The 15,138-nt window shown below is 60.7% G+C and carries 13 protein-coding genes; 6 read left to right on the forward strand and 7 right to left on the reverse strand.

What is annotated here, in order from left to right; all coding sequences use genetic code 11:
• Nucleotides 1–97: 97 nt before the first annotated feature.
• Complete coding sequence (locus OC71_RS08710; protein WP_041067257.1) at nt 98–1,381, reverse strand: arsenic transporter; 1,284 nt, start codon at nt 1,379–1,381, stop codon at nt 98–100.
• A gap of 160 nt (nt 1,382–1,541) precedes the next feature.
• Nucleotides 1,542–2,099, reverse strand: a complete 558-nt coding sequence (locus OC71_RS08715) for an NADPH-dependent FMN reductase (protein ID WP_041067261.1) — start codon at nt 2,097–2,099, stop codon at nt 1,542–1,544.
• A gap of 183 nt (nt 2,100–2,282) precedes the next feature.
• On the opposite strand from OC71_RS08715, the gene OC71_RS08720 reads away from it, so the two are divergent.
• Both OC71_RS08720 and OC71_RS08725 read left to right on the forward strand, forming a co-directional pair.
• Complete coding sequence (locus tag OC71_RS08720; protein ID WP_041067263.1) at nt 2,283–2,519, forward strand: hypothetical protein; 237 nt, start codon at nt 2,283–2,285, stop codon at nt 2,517–2,519.
• A gap of 85 nt (nt 2,520–2,604) precedes the next feature.
• The gene (locus tag OC71_RS08725; protein ID WP_041067266.1) at nt 2,605–3,498 is read left to right on the forward strand and encodes a LysR substrate-binding domain-containing protein; all 894 of its coding nucleotides are present in this window, start codon (nt 2,605–2,607) and stop codon (nt 3,496–3,498) included.
• On the opposite strand, the gene OC71_RS08730 is transcribed toward OC71_RS08725, so the two are convergent.
• The 5 genes from OC71_RS08730 to OC71_RS08750 all read right to left on the reverse strand — a co-directional run bounded on the left by OC71_RS08730 (nt 3,464) and on the right by OC71_RS08750 (nt 8,889).
• Nucleotides 3,464–4,078 carry a GNAT family N-acetyltransferase gene (locus OC71_RS08730; protein WP_041067268.1) on the reverse strand — a complete coding sequence of 205 codons (615 nt, stop codon included), beginning with the start codon at nt 4,076–4,078 and terminating at the stop codon, nt 3,464–3,466. The genes OC71_RS08725 and OC71_RS08730 overlap by 35 nt on opposite strands.
• A 14-nt stretch (nt 4,079–4,092) precedes the next feature.
• Entirely contained in the window at nt 4,093–6,348 is a 2,256-nt protein-coding gene (locus OC71_RS08735) for an Orn/Lys/Arg decarboxylase N-terminal domain-containing protein (protein WP_041067271.1), read from the reverse strand.
• Nucleotides 6,349–6,591: 243 nt separating this feature from the next.
• On the reverse strand, nt 6,592–7,350 hold the full coding sequence (dnaQ, locus tag OC71_RS08740) for a DNA polymerase III subunit epsilon (RefSeq protein WP_041067274.1): 759 nt from the start codon (nt 7,348–7,350) through the stop codon (nt 6,592–6,594).
• 227 nt (nt 7,351–7,577) lie between these two features.
• Nucleotides 7,578–8,039, reverse strand: coding sequence for a ribonuclease HI (rnhA, locus tag OC71_RS08745; protein ID WP_003224162.1), 462 nt, complete (start codon nt 8,037–8,039; stop codon nt 7,578–7,580).
• A 91-nt stretch (nt 8,040–8,130) separates the two neighbouring features.
• On the reverse strand, nt 8,131–8,889 hold the full coding sequence (locus OC71_RS08750; protein WP_003224159.1) for a methyltransferase domain-containing protein: 759 nt from the start codon (nt 8,887–8,889) through the stop codon (nt 8,131–8,133).
• 66 nt (nt 8,890–8,955) lie between these two features.
• Here OC71_RS08750 and gloB point away from each other — a divergent pair, with 66 nt between their 5' ends.
• The 4 genes from gloB (at nt 8,956) to OC71_RS08770 (ending at nt 15,135) form a co-directional block, all read left to right on the forward strand.
• Nucleotides 8,956–9,723 carry a hydroxyacylglutathione hydrolase gene (gene gloB, locus OC71_RS08755; protein ID WP_041067447.1) on the forward strand — a complete coding sequence of 256 codons (768 nt, stop codon included), beginning with the start codon at nt 8,956–8,958 and terminating at the stop codon, nt 9,721–9,723.
• Between the two features lie 99 nt (nt 9,724–9,822).
• Complete coding sequence (locus OC71_RS08760; RefSeq protein ID WP_041067277.1) at nt 9,823–11,289, forward strand: LysM peptidoglycan-binding domain-containing protein; 1,467 nt, start codon at nt 9,823–9,825, stop codon at nt 11,287–11,289.
• A gap of 175 nt (nt 11,290–11,464) precedes the next feature.
• Nucleotides 11,465–13,297, forward strand: a complete 1,833-nt coding sequence (locus OC71_RS08765; protein WP_041067280.1) for an extracellular solute-binding protein — start codon at nt 11,465–11,467, stop codon at nt 13,295–13,297.
• Complete coding sequence (locus OC71_RS08770; RefSeq protein WP_041067283.1) at nt 13,294–15,135, forward strand: extracellular solute-binding protein; 1,842 nt, start codon at nt 13,294–13,296, stop codon at nt 15,133–15,135. Before OC71_RS08765 ends, OC71_RS08770 begins: the two co-directional genes overlap by 4 nt.
• Nucleotides 15,136–15,138: the final 3 nt, after the last annotated feature.

The following is a 15,138-nucleotide window of genomic DNA, read 5'->3' on the forward strand; positions in this document are numbered from 1 at the left end:
CAAGCCAGCTCCCACAGGGATCTTCTGTGTGCTCACTTTCTGAGCCGCATCACGAAACCTGTGGGAGCTGGCTTGCCAGCGATGGGATCAACTCGGTCTAAAGGGATAACCGCAGCGCCAAAGCCGCCAAGGTAATCAACAACACCGGCACCGTCAGCACAATCCCGACCTTGAAGTAATACCCCCAGCCAATCCGGATATCCTTGCGCGCCAGCACATGCAACCAGAGCAACGTCGCCAGACTGCCGATCGGGGTGATTTTCGGCCCCAAGTCGCTGCCGATCACGTTGGCGTAGATCATCGCTTCCTTGACCACACCGCTGGCCTGACTAGCATCGATCGACAACAAGCCGATCAGCACCGTCGGCAAGTTGTTCATGATCGACGACAACAGTGCCGTCAGCACCCCGGTACCCAGCGCCGCGCCCCACACGCCGTACCCGGCGAACACATCCAGCCAGCCGGCCAGATACCCGGTGAGTCCGGCATTGCGCAGGCCATACACCACCAGATACATGCCCAGCGAGAAAATCACGATCTGCCACGGCGCTTCTTTGAGTACCTTGCGCGTGGAGATCTTGTGACCACGGGCAGCGATCCCCAGCAGCAACGCAGCGCAGACTGCGGAGATCGCGCTGATCGGGATGCCCAGCTGTTCGAGGAAGAAGCAGCCGATCAACAGGATCACCAGTACCACCCAACCGGCGTAGAACGTCGCTTTGTCGTGGATCGCCGTATGCGGTTGTTCAAGCTGTTCGGGGTCGTAGGCCTTGGGAATGTCGCGGCGGAAGAACCACATCAACACGCCCAAAGTGGCGGCCACGCTGACGAAGTTGACCGGTACCATCACCGCCGCATAGCGGTTGAAGCCGATGTGAAAGAAGTCCGCCGAAACAATGTTGACCAGGTTCGACACCACCAGCGGCAGGCTCGCGGTGTCGGCGATGAATCCGGCGCCCATGACGAACGCGAGGGTTGCCGCCGGGGAAAAGCGCAGCGCCAGCAGCATCGAAATCACGATCGGCGTGAGGATCAGTGCCGCGCCATCATTGGCGAACAGCGCCGACACCAGCGCGCCGAGCAGCACCATGTAGGCAAACAGCTTGCGCCCACTGCCCCGCCCCCAGCGCGCCACATGCAGCGCGGCCCAGGCGAAGAATCCCGCTTCGTCGAGCAACAGACTGATGATGATCAGTGCGACGAAGGTGCCGGTGGCGTTCCAGATGATCTGCCACACCAGCGGAATATCGCTCAGGTGCACGACGCCGAAGATCAATGCGAGCACGGCGCCGAGCGTCGCGCTCCAGCCGACGCCGAGGCCTTTGGGTTGCCAGATGACAAGGGTGATGGTCAGCAGGAAGATCAGTGACGCAGCGAGCATTCGCGACAGCCTTAATGAATGAAATAAGCCAAACCACACAACTGTGGGAGAGAGCCTGCCCGCGAAAGCGGACTGTCAGTCACCACGAGGTGTGGCTGATGGCCCTTTCGCGAGCAGGCTCGCTCCCACAGGATTTTCTCAAGCCGCAGCTCTGACCCGATTATTTTTTGTGTTGTTCCACAAATTTCCCATACGCATTGATGAAATTTTGCAGGAACGGCTTGACCGACTCGCTCAATTTGCCCGCCTCGTCAAACGCCGAACCCGCACCGCCCAGGTACGCTTCCGGCTGCTGCATGCACGGCACATCGAGAAACACGAAAGACTGGCGCAGATGCTGGTTGGCGCCAAAACCGCCAATGGCTCCCGGCGACACACTGATCACCGCCCCCGGCTTGCCGCTCCAGACGCTTTTGCCATAAGGCCGTGAACCCACGTCAATCGCATTCTTCAAAGGCGCGGGCACCGAGCGGTTATATTCCGGGGTGACAAACAGCACCGCGTCGGAAGAGCCCACCTGCTGGCGGAAAGTGCTGTAGGCTGCCGGCGGTGAATCGCCGTCGATGTCTTCGTTGTAAAGCGGCAGATCGCCAATTTCGACAATCTTCAGTTTCAGGTTCGCCGGTGCTAGCTCGGCCAGTGCCAGCGCGACTTTGCGGTTGATCGATGCTTTGCGCAGGCTGCCGACGACTACAGCGACGTTGTAGACATTGCTCATGGAAGACTCTCGACTGTCCGTGGGAAGAGCCAGTAGTTATAGATGATTCGATGACCGTTTCACCAGCGTGCGCAGGAAATTCCTCCGCGCTGATTATTTTTTTCCTGCAGGAAAACTTACAGGGCTTGATGGCGGTCTACCAAGCCGCAAATCAAGCGTTTTATCTCCAGAGGTTCTAAGCAGATGGCAGCAGTACTCGTCGGTCAGTTCCATGCAAGAGATGCGGAAGGCCGCGTTTATTCCGTGCATGAGTTCCAGGAATCCACCCCGTCGGCAGACGGTTTCACCGGCATGGAGCCTGTCACCACCTACAAACTGGCGATTGGCGATCGAGTCAAGAAGCTCAGCGACAATGAGTTTTTGCTGGTTCAGTCGGACATCACCCTGATCCGCGAACCCGAGCCAACCGTCGCTCAATAACCGCGCGTTATGAGCAGAAGTCATATGCGCAGACTTGGGGTAGGATTCAGCCACTGACCCCACCTGCTGAACATGGACTTCACGCATGCGTTTACGTCATATCGAAGTGATTCAGGCGCTCTTGCAGACCGGTCACCTGGGCACCGCCGCCGAATGGCTGCAGCTCCCGGTGACTGACGTCGAAGAGCGTTTGCGCGAAGTCGAGAGCGAGTTGGGGTTCATGCTGTTCGCCAGCGTGCGCGGTCGATTGCAATCAACGCCCGAAGCGCGGGCGCTGCAGGTGGAAATTGCTCACGTCTATCAGGCGCTGGAGCCGGTGCAGCGTCTGGCCAGCAGCCTCAAGCAATACCTCGCCCCGCCCCTGCGCATCATCGGCACCCCGCCGCTGGCGCAACAGCTGTTGCCGCAAAGTATCGCGCTGCTGCGCCGACGCTTGCCCGATGCGCCCTGCCGCTTGCTCAGCTCTCCGACCTGCGACATCGTCCGCAGCCTGCTGCTGCGCGAAAGCGATCTGGGCCTGAGCCTGCACGATCCGGAACACCCCGACATCCACTGCCAGCCATTGGCCCACGGCAAGCTGCAACTGCTCGCGCCCCACGGCTGGCTGCAACCGAAGCAGAAATACATTTCCCTGCAGGATCTCGCTGGCCAGGCAATGGTCGGCCTCGAAGGCCACGACCCGCTGAGCCCGGCATTGGAGAACAAACTCCAGGCCCTGCGCCCGGCGCCGAGCATCCAGACCCGAGTGCAAACCCATCAGATGATGCGCAGCATGGTCGAGGCCGGCGAGGGCCTGGCCATCGTCGACCCGTTTACTGCGCTCGGTGCACGGGCGGGCGGCCTGGACGTCTGCCCGTTGTCACCGGCGGTGCCGATCAGCCTGTATGCGCTGAGCTACCGACACAACGCCACGCCGGCCGCGATTCAAACGCTGCTGGCGATCGTCACGGAACAAGCCGAGGCGATGCTGGCGAGCTGAGCGGGTTTTCCAGCGGGTTGTCGAACAGTCTGTACCAGAACAGCGCAATTTCGGCGGTATTCGGGTCTATCCCGCGATAACGCAAATGGTCGATACCGCCAATCTCGTAGCCACAACGTTCGTACAAACGACACGCACCGAGGTTGTTGTTCTGCGTCTCGAGCATGATCCCCGGCAGCTTCTTCTTGCGACTCCAGAACTGCGCGACATCCAGCAACGCCTTGGCGACGCCATGGCGTCGTGCCGGTGCGTGCACCGCCAATTCATCGATGTGGGCAAAACCGTTCCAGTTGGTGCTGATCACCAGATGGCCGACCGGTTCGTCGTCCAGATAAGCCATGAAGATCGCGCTGTCGGCGGCGTCGCGATAGCTGCTGAACTCTTCAGGATCGATGCCGTAGCACTTGCGGTACGGCACGATCGGCGTCACCGCCCAGCGCTCGACCGGCTGGCCAATGACTGCCGCGCCATACGCAGCCACCTCGAAACTGAAGTCGCTGCCCCAGATGTACGCCGCAAAACCATCGTCGGCGACGCGCACCGACAGTCCTGGGTATTTTGGATTCATGACCGGTTGCATACTCGGAAAAGTCCTCATTCCTTGACGCAATCGACGGTGTACTGCCGTCCATTGCCTTCATCTTCATGTTGCAGTCCATGCACATCAGCGACAAAACCGGGAAAGCTGCTATCGAACGTGCGGGCAAATTTCAGGTAGTCGATGATCGAGCGGGTTGCCTCGGTGAAGCGCTCGCCGGGCATGATCAACGGAATCCCTGGTGGATACGGCACCAGCATCACCGCCGCGACCCGTCCTTCCAGCTCATCGATCGGCACCGCCTCGACCTCGCCGCGCACCAGTTGATCGTAGGCGTGGGCCGGCTTCATGGCGATTTCCGGCAACACCGTGTACATGCGTTTCAGATGCTTGGCCGTGGCGTTGCTGCGGTAACAGGCGTGCAGTTGATCGCACAGGTCACGCAGGCCCATGCCGCGATAGCGCGCGGTGTCTTGCTGCGCCACGCAAGGCAGGCAGCTCGCCAGACTGACGTTGGCGTCATAACTGCGTTTGAATTCGAGCAACTCGGTGAGCAGCGTGCTCCACTTGCCTTTGGTGATGCCCATCGAGAACAGCACCAAAAACGAATACAGCCCGGTCTTCTCCACCACCAGCCCGCGCTCCCAGAGGAACTTGCTGACCACCGCCGCCGGGATGCCCTTCTCGCTCAGCGCGCCGCCGGCATTCAATCCGGGCATGACCAGGGTCACCTTGATCAGGTCGAGCAGCACGTAGTCGTCACTGACTTCACCGAAGCCATGCCAGTCGGCGTCCGGCTGCAGCAACCAGTCTTCGGTCTGCACCCGGTCGATGCCTTCGACGCCGGGCGGCTGCCAAATCGAGAACCACCAGTCATCCGCCGCAATGTGCTGGCGCAGATTGGCCAGCGCCCGGCGAAAACTCAGCGCCTCATCGAAGGTTTCCTGCAACAGCGAACGCCCGGCCGGGCCTTCCATCATGGCCGAGGCCACGTCCAGCGAGGCGATGATGCTGTATTGCGGCGAGGTCGAGATGTGCATCATGAACGCTTCGTTGAAACGATCGCGGTCCAGTTGCCGCGCACCACCATCCTGTACGTGAATCATCGAGGCCTGGCTGAACGCGGCGAGCAGCTTGTGGGTGGAATGTGTAGTGAACACGAGTGGGCTGTCTTCTGTGCGCGAGGTGGCCATGCCATAGCGTCCGGCGAAAAACTCGTGAAACGCCGCATAGGCGTACCAGGCTTCATCGAAATGCAGCACTTCGACGCTACTGCCAAGGCTCTGCTTGATCAGCTCGGCGTTGTAACACAGGCCGTCATAGGTCGAGTTGGTGACCACCGCCAGTTTGACTTTCGGTGCCCGGCCCTTGGTCAACGGGCTGGCGTCGATCTTGGCCTGAATCGACTCGCGACTGAATTCGCTCAGCGGAATCGGGCCGATGATCCCCAGCTCATTGCGCTCCGGGCACAGGTACAACGGGATCGCGCCGGTCATGATGATCGCGTGCAGCACCGACTTGTGGCAATTGCGATCGACGAGCACCAGATCATCCCGACCGACCATCGAGTGCCAGACGATCTTGTTGGCAGTCGAGGTGCCATTGATCACGAAAAACGTGTGATCGGCGCCAAAGTTGCGCGCCGCGCGCTCTTCGGCTTCAGCCAACGGGCCGGTGTGATCGAGCAGCGAACCGAGTTCCGGCACCGACACCGACAAATCCGAACGCAGGGTGTTTTCGCCAAAGAACTGGTGAAACGCCTGTCCCACCGGACTCTTGTGGTAGGCCACGCCACCGCCATGTCCAGGCGTATGCCAGGAATAGTTGGAGTCGGCAGTGTGCTGCACCAACGCCTTGAAAAAAGGCGGCAGCAGGCCATCCAGGTACTTGCGCGCCGCCCGCGCCACTTGCCGGGCCAGAAACGGCACCGTGTCTTCGAACAGATAGAGAATGCCGCGCAACTGATTGAGTTCGGCCATCGCATCGGCCGGGGCATTTTCCAGGGTGACCTGTTCGCCGAGGGCAAAGATCGGCAGATCCGGCGCTCGCACTCGCGCCAGACCGATCAGTTCGGCCATGTTTTGCAACAGATGGGAATTGGTGCTGGCGTCTTCGGCAGCGATGAGCATGCACGCCAGACCATGATGGGTTGACGCCACCAACCGCCCTTCGGTGTAGTCGATGGCCGAAACGATCTTGAAACCTTCCTGCTCCAACTCCCGGGCGATGCCCCGGATACGCTCGCCGGCGACCGTGTCGGCCTTGATGTCGCGGTGGACGATCAACACCGGAAACTTCAAATCTTTGTACATGAGGCTCAGTGTCCCGAGGCGGCGGATCAATGTCTGCCAATGCACTCAGGGTAGAGGGTTGCAGCGAAAGTGGCGAGGGTGGCCAGTTGGCTTCATTCAGCCTGACTCGGCTTTTGTGGCGAGGGAGCTTGCTCCTGCCGGGGCGCGAAGCGGCCCCCGGTATTCGTTCAGCATCAATGTGCATTCAGGTTTTATGACTGCTTCGCAGCCAAGCGGGAGCAAGCTCCCTCGCCACAGAGGGGATCAGGCCTGAGCGTCAGCCTCGGCGATCTGCGTCCAAAGCGCCGGGCCACCGGCCGATTTGGCAATGATCTCCAGCCGCGCCAGGTGCTCCGCCAGCTCATCTTCTGTCGCCCGGATAATCCGCGCAGGCTGACGATTCGCCGGCAGACGACGGATTTCGGTGGCGGAGTTGTCCGCGCCATCACCTGTGCCATTGCCGTCGGAAGCGTTGCCGGCCAGCGACAGGCTGGTCTGGCCACCGGTCATGGTCAGGTAGACGTCGGCGAGAATCTCCGAGTCGAGCAAGGCGCCGTGCAGTTCACGGCCAGAGTTGTCGACGCCATAACGTTTGCACAAGGCGTCGAGGCTGTTGCGCTGCCCCGGGTGACGCTCCCGCGCCATCATCAGGGTATCGAGAATGGTGCAATGCTGCGTGATGTCCGCACGATCGAGCTGGCCCATCAAGGCGAATTCGTTGTTGATAAAACCAACGTCGAACGCCGCGTTATGGATGATCAGCTGCGCGCCATTGATGAACTCGAAGAACTCGTCGGCGACTTCGGCGAAACGTGGTTTGCCGACGAGGAATTCGTTGGTGATGCCGTGAACGCCGATCGCCCCTTCATCACTCTCGCGATCCGGTTGCAGGTAGACATGAAAGTGCCGGCCCGTCAGGCGCCGACCGATCAGTTCGACACAGCCGATTTCAATGATCCGGTGACCATCGGTCACCGGCATGCCGGTGGTTTCGGTATCGAGTACAACGGATCTGGTGGCCATCAGTGTTCAGTTCTCAACGGGGTCAATCGTACAAAAGCGGCGATGTTAACACGCTCACGGTGCGCGTCGCCCGCCACCGCTTGATCGGCGCCGATAACCCTGTAGGAGCTGCCGCAGGCTGCGATCTTTTGATCTTGCTTTCGAAAAAACAAAATCAAAAGATCGCAGCCTGCGGCAGCTCCTACAGGGGAATGCATTCCAGATGGCAGGAGTGTGCCTGCTGGCAATCAGCTCTGCTTGTAGCCGCGCACCTCATCCACCCCACGGTTGGCCAATTGGTCAGCCCGTTCGTTACCGTGATGACCAATGTGCCCGCGCACCCACTTCCAGGTGACTTTGTGGCGGTTGACCTGCTCATCCAGCTCTTTCCACAGGTCAGCGTTTTTCACCGGTTCTTTCGCCGCCGTCTTCCAGCCACGTTTCTTCCAGTTGGCCATCCACTCGTTGATGCCCTTCATCACGTACTGCGAGTCGGTCACCAGCAGCACTTCGCAAGGACGCTTCAGGGCTTCAAGGCCACGGATGGCGCCGAGCAGTTCCATACGGTTGTTGGTGGTGTTGGCTTCGCCGCCCCACAGTTCCTTTTCCACGCCCTTGCACACCAGCAAGGCGCCCCAGCCCCCCGGGCCGGGGTTGCCCTTGCAGGCGCCGTCGGTGAACAGTTCTACGCTATCGACGCTTTCGCTCATGCCACTCTATCCAGAAAAATGCCTGGCCCCGTCAATCGCGGATCGACGATGGCCGCGGCCGGAACAAGTCCGGCCACTATAAAAAGAAGGTTTACGGTTCGATACGACGGCGGTTGACCTTGGCCATCGGCAGCGGAATCAGCTTGCCCATCGGCTCGCGGCGCTCCTGACGCACCGGACGCAGGCCAACCACGATCTTGCGCGCGACCAATAAATAGAAGCCACCGCCCGACAGTTGCCAGTCGCCGGCCTTGCGTTCCCAGCCGGCCAGTCGAGCCTGCCACTTGGGCGACGCGAGCGGCGGACGATAGCACCCGAAGCGGCGTTTCTCCAGCGCAAAGCCCAGCAGATTGAGCCAGTCGGCCACCCGCGACGGCGAGATGCAGCGTGCCTGACGCAACGCATCGTGGGCGAAAACATGGCGCAAGCCCCAGGTGCTCCACGGGTTGATGCCGATGATCAACAGATGCCCGCCGGGGCGTACGCTGCTCGCCGCTTCGCGCAGCAAACCGTGAGGCGACAGGCAGAAATCCAGACCGTGCTGCAACACCACCACATCGGCGGCGTGCTCGCTCAACGGCCAGGCCTGTTCCTCGCAGACGATCTCGACCCCCGGTAACGGCGCGCCGAGCCGCACGTTGCGCTGCACCTGCGGCGCCGACGGCGGGGTCTGCGCCGACGGCCCGTAATGCACCAGGTAGCCGCCGAAAAACCGCCCCAACTCGTCTTCGAGCATGCGTCGTTCTTCATCCAGCAGAAATTGCCCGAGCGGGCCGGCCAGCCATTCACGGGCCGCGCCGATCAACGCCAGCCAGTCGGGATCGGCCTGAGCGAACGCTTTATCGGTCATGTCATTCTCCAACGCCGCTAGAAGCTCTAAGATGCGCCAATGTTTTCCGCTTGGCGAATTCCGACGATGATACAGATCAGTGCCCTGCCCGCGTTCACCGACAACTACATCTGGTTGTTACAGGATCACCGCACCCAGCGTTGCGCCGTGGTCGACCCGGGCGATGCCGCGCCGGTGCAGGCCTGGCTGACCGCACATCCGGGCTGGGTGCTGAGCGACATTCTGATCACTCATCACCATCACGATCACGTCGGCGGCGTCGAACGCCTGAAAGCGGCAAGCGGCGCCACAGTCTACGGCCCGGCCAGCGAAAACATCCCAGGGCGCGACGTGGCGCTCAAGGACAACGACAAGGTCAGCGTGCTCGGCTGGGACTTCGATGTCTATGCGGTGCCCGGTCACACCCTCGGCCACATTGCCTACTACCACCACGGCCTGCTGTTTTGCGGCGACACCCTGTTCGCCGCCGGTTGCGGGCGTCTGTTCGAAGGCACACCGCAACAGATGCACCACTCGCTCAGCCGCCTCGCCGCGTTACCCGAGGATACGCTGGTGTATTGCACCCATGAATACACCCTGAGCAACCTGAAGTTTGCTGCGGCAGTCGAACCGAGCAACCCGGACATTGCCGCCCGTCTGGAAAAAGTCACTCAACAACGGGAAAAAGGCGTGATGACCCTGCCCTCTACCCTGGCCCTGGAAAAGCTCACAAATCCGTTTTTGCGTACCGCTGAAACATTAGTTACACAAAAAGTGGACGAACGGGCAGGCGCTCAAAACCGGGCGCCGAGTGAGGTTTTTGCGGCTCTGCGGGCGTGGAAAGATAAATTCTAAGCGACTCGCCCCCTGGTACAAAAATTCTGAATGGTTGACCGCAGGGGGTGCGCTTTCTAGAATCGCCCGACATTTTTGCCCGGAACTTACTTCCAGCCAATGTCGTCATCCATACGTAAGTCCGTCAATTCAGACACGTTGACCCGCCTGGCCCAAGCCATCGCGGTGGCTGTGTCCGCCACATTGGCGGGCTGTTCCAGCCATGCTCCGCAGACTGAAGCGACCCATACGCCGAACATTGCTGCGCGAGCCAAGCAGAAACCGATCTGGCTGAGCGAAAAGCCCAGCCCGCAGGTGCCTCAGGACATCTGGGAGCGCATGCGCGGTGGTTTCCAGCTGCAGGACGGCCTGGGCGTCAACCCGCGCATCGAGCAACAGCGCCTGTGGTTCGCCAGCAACCCTTCTTTCCTCGAGAATGCCGGCGAACGCGGCAGTCTCTACATTCATTACATCGTCGAGCGTCTCGAAGAGCGCAACATGCCGCTGGAACTGGCCCTGCTGCCAGTGATCGAGAGCGCCTACAACCCGATGGCCTACTCGCGCGCCGACGCCTCGGGGCTGTGGCAATTCATTCCGTCCACCGGTCGCTACTACAACCTGCGCCAGACCCGTTTTTATGACGGCCGTCGCGATATCACCGCCTCGACCACCGCTGCGATGGATTACCTGACCCGTCTGCACGACATGTTCAACGGCGACTGGCTGCTGGCCCTGGCGGCCTACAACGCCGGTGAAGGCACGGTGAGCCGCGCCATCGAGCGCAACGAGAAGCTCGGCCTGCCGACCGACTACTGGAACCTGTCGTCGTTGCCGGCGGAAACCCAGGCCTACGTGCCGAAACTGCTGGCCCTGTCGCAAGTGGTGCTGGCCCCGGAAGCCTACGGGGTGAACCTCAACCCGATCGCCAACGAACCGTATTTCCAGGTCGTCGAAATCAACCAGCGCATGGACCTGTCGAAGGTCGCGGCGGTGGCCAACATCGACGAAGACGAACTGTTCCAGCTCAACCCGGCCTTCAAGCAACGCACCACCATCGACGGCCCGCAGCATCTGCTGGTGCCGACGTCCAAAGCGCAACTGCTGACCGCCAGTCTGCAGACCATGCGGCCTGAAGAACTGATCAGCCCGCGTTCGCTGAAACCGGTATTCGACGGTGCCGACCCGACCGAGGTGGCGAAGCTCAAGCGCGCCTACCGGGTCAAACGCGGCGACAACCTCGGCTCCATCGCCAAGGCCAACAAGGTCGAAGTCAAGGACCTGCAGCGCTGGAACAAGCTGACCGGCAAGAACCTCAAGGTCGGCCAGACCCTGGTGATGCAGGACACCACCAAGCGCGCCCCGGCTCGTAACAGTGGCCGGATCAACACGGTGATTGCCGCCAACAGCAAGACCAAAGGCAAGGCCGACAACCAGCAGCAGACCCAGTACAAGGTCAAGCGTGGCGACACCCTGTACGTAGTGGCCAAGCGTTTCAACGTCGAGATGCAGCATCTCAAGCGCTGGAACCCGGGCGCCGGCAAGGCCCTCAAGCCTGGGCAGATGCTCACGGTTTACCAGCCGCATTGAGTTGAAATCAAAAGATCGCAGCCTTCGGCAGCTCCTACATTGGTCTCTGTAGGAGCTGCCGAAGGCTGCGATCTTTTTTTTCATTAACACAGCATTAACCCGCTATCTTTTTCCAGTCCAGACAAGCTGTTACTGTACGGCCCACAAAGCCCAAGCCGCCTGGATCGGATCTGACTTGAAGCGTCCCCTCCTCCTGCTCCTGATCAGCCTGGCCTTGAGCTCACCCGCAAGCGCGACGATTACCGAGAGTCACGGTTATGCGCAGTTCGGCACGCTCAAGTACCCGGCCAGATTTACCCACTTCGACTGGGTCAACCCGCAAGCGCCCAAGGGCGGTACGTTGCGGGTGATGGCGTTCGGCACCTTCGATACGGTCAACCCGTACACCTTCAAGGGCACCAGCCCGGTCACCACGCCGAATTTCCTGCAGTACGGCATCAATGAGCTGAACGAGCCGCTGATGGTCGGCACCGGCCAGTATTCGCCGTCCGGTGACGAGCCGGCATCAAGCTATGGCCTGATCGCGCAATCGGTGGAATACAGCGAAGATCGCAGCTGGGTGGTGTTCAATCTGCGCCCGGAAGCACGTTTCCACGATGGCACACCGATCACCGCCTACGACGTGGCGTTCTCCTATCGTTTGCTGCTCAAGGACGGCCATCCGCTGTACCGCACCGCCCTGCAGGAAGTCTCGCGGGTCGACATCCTCAACCCGCAGCGCATTCGTTTCGTGATGAAACGCTCGGGGAACCCGCTGCTGATTCTGCGCCTCGGTGAGTTGCCGGTGCTGCCACAGCACTACTGGAAAGATCGCGACTTCAAGGCCACCACCTTCGAGCCACCGCTGGGCAGCGGGCCGTACCGCATCACCTCGGTGACGCCGGGACGGCAGCTGATCTTCGAGCGGGTCAAGGATTACTGGGGCAAGAACCTGCCGGTCAATCGCGGCAAGTACAATTTTGATCGCATGGAAGTCGAGTTTTACCGCGACAGCGACGTGGCCTTCGAAGCCTTCAAGGCCGGTGAATTCGATATCTACATCGAGCATCAGGCGAAGAACTGGGCCAATGGCTACAACTTCCCGGCGGTGCGCCGTGGCGACGTGATCAAGGCGCAAATCCCGCATCAGATCCCGACCCAGAGCCAGGGCCTGTTCATGAACACCCGACGCGCGACCTTCAGCGACGTCAAGGTGCGCGAAGCGCTGGGCCTGATGTTCGACTTCGAGTGGACCAACCGCGCGCTGTTCAGCGACGCCTACCAGCGCACCACCAGCTACTACCCCAACAGCGAGTTCAGCGCCAACGGCCTGCCGGTCGGGCACGAATGGCTGATGCTCAAGCCGTATAAAGATCAGTTACCGGCGAAGCTGTTCACCAAGCCGTTCACCTTGCCGCAAACCGATGGCCGTGGCATCCCGCGAGAAACCATGCGCAAGGCCCTGGCGCTGCTCGCCGAGGCCGGCTGGAAGCTCAACGGCCAGCGCTTGCAAAATTCCGCAGGCCAACCGCTGAGCTTCGAACTTTTGCTGGTCAACCCGAACCTTGAACGGATCCTGCAGCCGTACATCGAAAACCTCAACAGCATCGGCATCGATGCGCGCCTGCGCACGGTGGATCGCGCCCAGTACAAACAGCGCCTGGATCAGTTCGATTTCGACATGATCCTGATGACTCTCAACCAGACCCTCAGCCCGGGTCTGGAGCAATGGCAGTACTTCCATTCCAGTCAGGTCGGGGTCAAGGGCAGCAAAAACTACGCGGGCATCGCCAACCCGGTGGTCGATCACCTGCTCGAACAATTGCTCGCCGCGCAAACCCGCGACGAACAGGTCGCCGCCGGCAAGGCGCTGGACCGCGTGCTGCTGTGGCAGCACTACAGCATTCCCAACTGGTACCTCAATTATCACCGACTGGCCTACCGCAACCGGTTGGCTTTCGTCACCACGCCGCCCTACACCCTGGGCCTGAGCGCGTGGTGGCTGAAATCTTCGGAGAACAATAAATGACCCCCATCCGTGCCCTGCTCCTGCAGGCCAGCGGTCTGCTGTTCGCCGGGCTGGCGATTGCCGCCCCGCAACACGCGGTGACCCTGTACAACGAGCCGCCGAAATACCCGGCGGACTTCAAACAGTTCGATTACGTGAACCCCGACGCGCCCAAGGGCGGGATCTTCCGCCAGGCCGGGTTCGGCGGCTTCGACAGCCTCAACCCGTTCATCAGCAAAGGCGTGCCGGCCGATGACGTCGGGCAGATCTACGACACCCTGACCAAGCACAGCCTCGACGAGCCGTTCACCGAATACGGCCTGATCGCCGCGAAGATCGAGAAAGCCCCGGACAACAGCTGGGTGCGTTTCTACCTGCGCCCGGAAGCGCGTTTTCACGACGGCCATCCGGTGCGCGCCGAAGACGTGGTGTTCAGCTTTCAGACCCTGACCAAGGACGGTTCGCCGCTGTTTCGCGGCTACTACAGCGATGTCGAAGAGGCCATCGCCGAAGACCCGCTCAAGGTGCTGTTCAAGTTCAAGCACACCAACAATCGCGAGTTGCCGCTGATCCTCGGCCAGTTGCCAGTGCTTCCGAAACACTGGTGGGCCAATCGCGATTTCACCAAGGGCAATCTGGAAATCCCGCTGGGCAGCGGCCCGTACAAGGTCGCCGAAGTGAAGGCCGGGCGCTCGGTGCGCTATGAGCGGGTCAAGGACTATTGGGGCAAGGATTTGCCGGTCAATCGCGGCTTCTACAACTTCGACGTGATGACCACCGATTACTACCGCGACAACACCGTCGCCGTCGAAGCGCTGAAGGCCGGGCAGTTTGATTACTGGCTGGAAATGACCGCGAAGAACTGGGCCAACGCCTACAACATTCCGGCGGTCACAGAAGGTCGGCTGATCAAGGAACAGATCGCCAACAGCAACCCGACCGGCATGCAGGGCTTCGTTTTCAACCTGCGCCGTCCGGTGTTTCAGGATGTGCGGGTGCGGCAGGCGCTCGGCCTGTTGTTCGATTTCGAGTGGACCAACAAACAGCTGTTCAACGGTGCCTACTTTCGCACCCGCAGCTATTTCGAGAATTCGGAAATGGCCGCCACCGGCCTGCCCGACGCCGAACAACGGGCGATCCTCGAACCGTTCCGCAGCAAACTCCCGGCACAGGTGTTCAGCGAAGCCTTCGAGCCCCCCAAGACCGACGCCAGCGGCATGATCCGCGCCCAGCAGCGCGAAGCCTATCAACTGCTGCAAGAGGCCGGCTGGAAGATTGTCGACGACAAAATGGTCGACGCCAGCGGCAAACCGGTGGTCATCGAGTTCCTCCTTGCGCAGACCGAATTCGAACGCGTACTGCTGCCGTTCAAACGCAATCTGGCCGACCTCGGCATCGATCTGGTGATCCGCCGCGTCGACGTTTCGCAATACATCAACCGCGTGCGCTCACGGGACTTCGACATGATGGTCGGCAGCTTCCCGCAATCCAATTCGCCGGGCAACGAGCAGCGCGAATTCTGGATGAGCGCGGCCGCCGACAAATCGAGCAGCCGCAACACCATGGGCCTGAAGGATCCGATCGTCGATCAACTGGTGGAAAGCCTGATCAACGCCGATTCACGCAGCAGCCTGGTGGCGCATGCCCGGGCGCTGGATCGGGTGCTGCAATGGGGTTACTACGTGGTCCCCAACTGGCATATCAAGACCTGGCGCGTGGCTTACTGGAACCACATCGGTCACCCGAAAGTCTCGCCCAAATACGACATCGGGATTAACACCTGGTGGGTCAAGCCTGACGCGAAACCCGCCATAGAAGTCGAAACCAAACTGCAAGCCGACCCTGTGGGCACGGAGTAATCA

Origin of the sequence: Pseudomonas sp. W15Feb9B, from assembly GCF_000828175.1 — a bacterium.
Classification (GTDB): domain Bacteria; phylum Pseudomonadota; class Gammaproteobacteria; order Pseudomonadales; family Pseudomonadaceae; genus Aquipseudomonas; species Aquipseudomonas parakoreensis.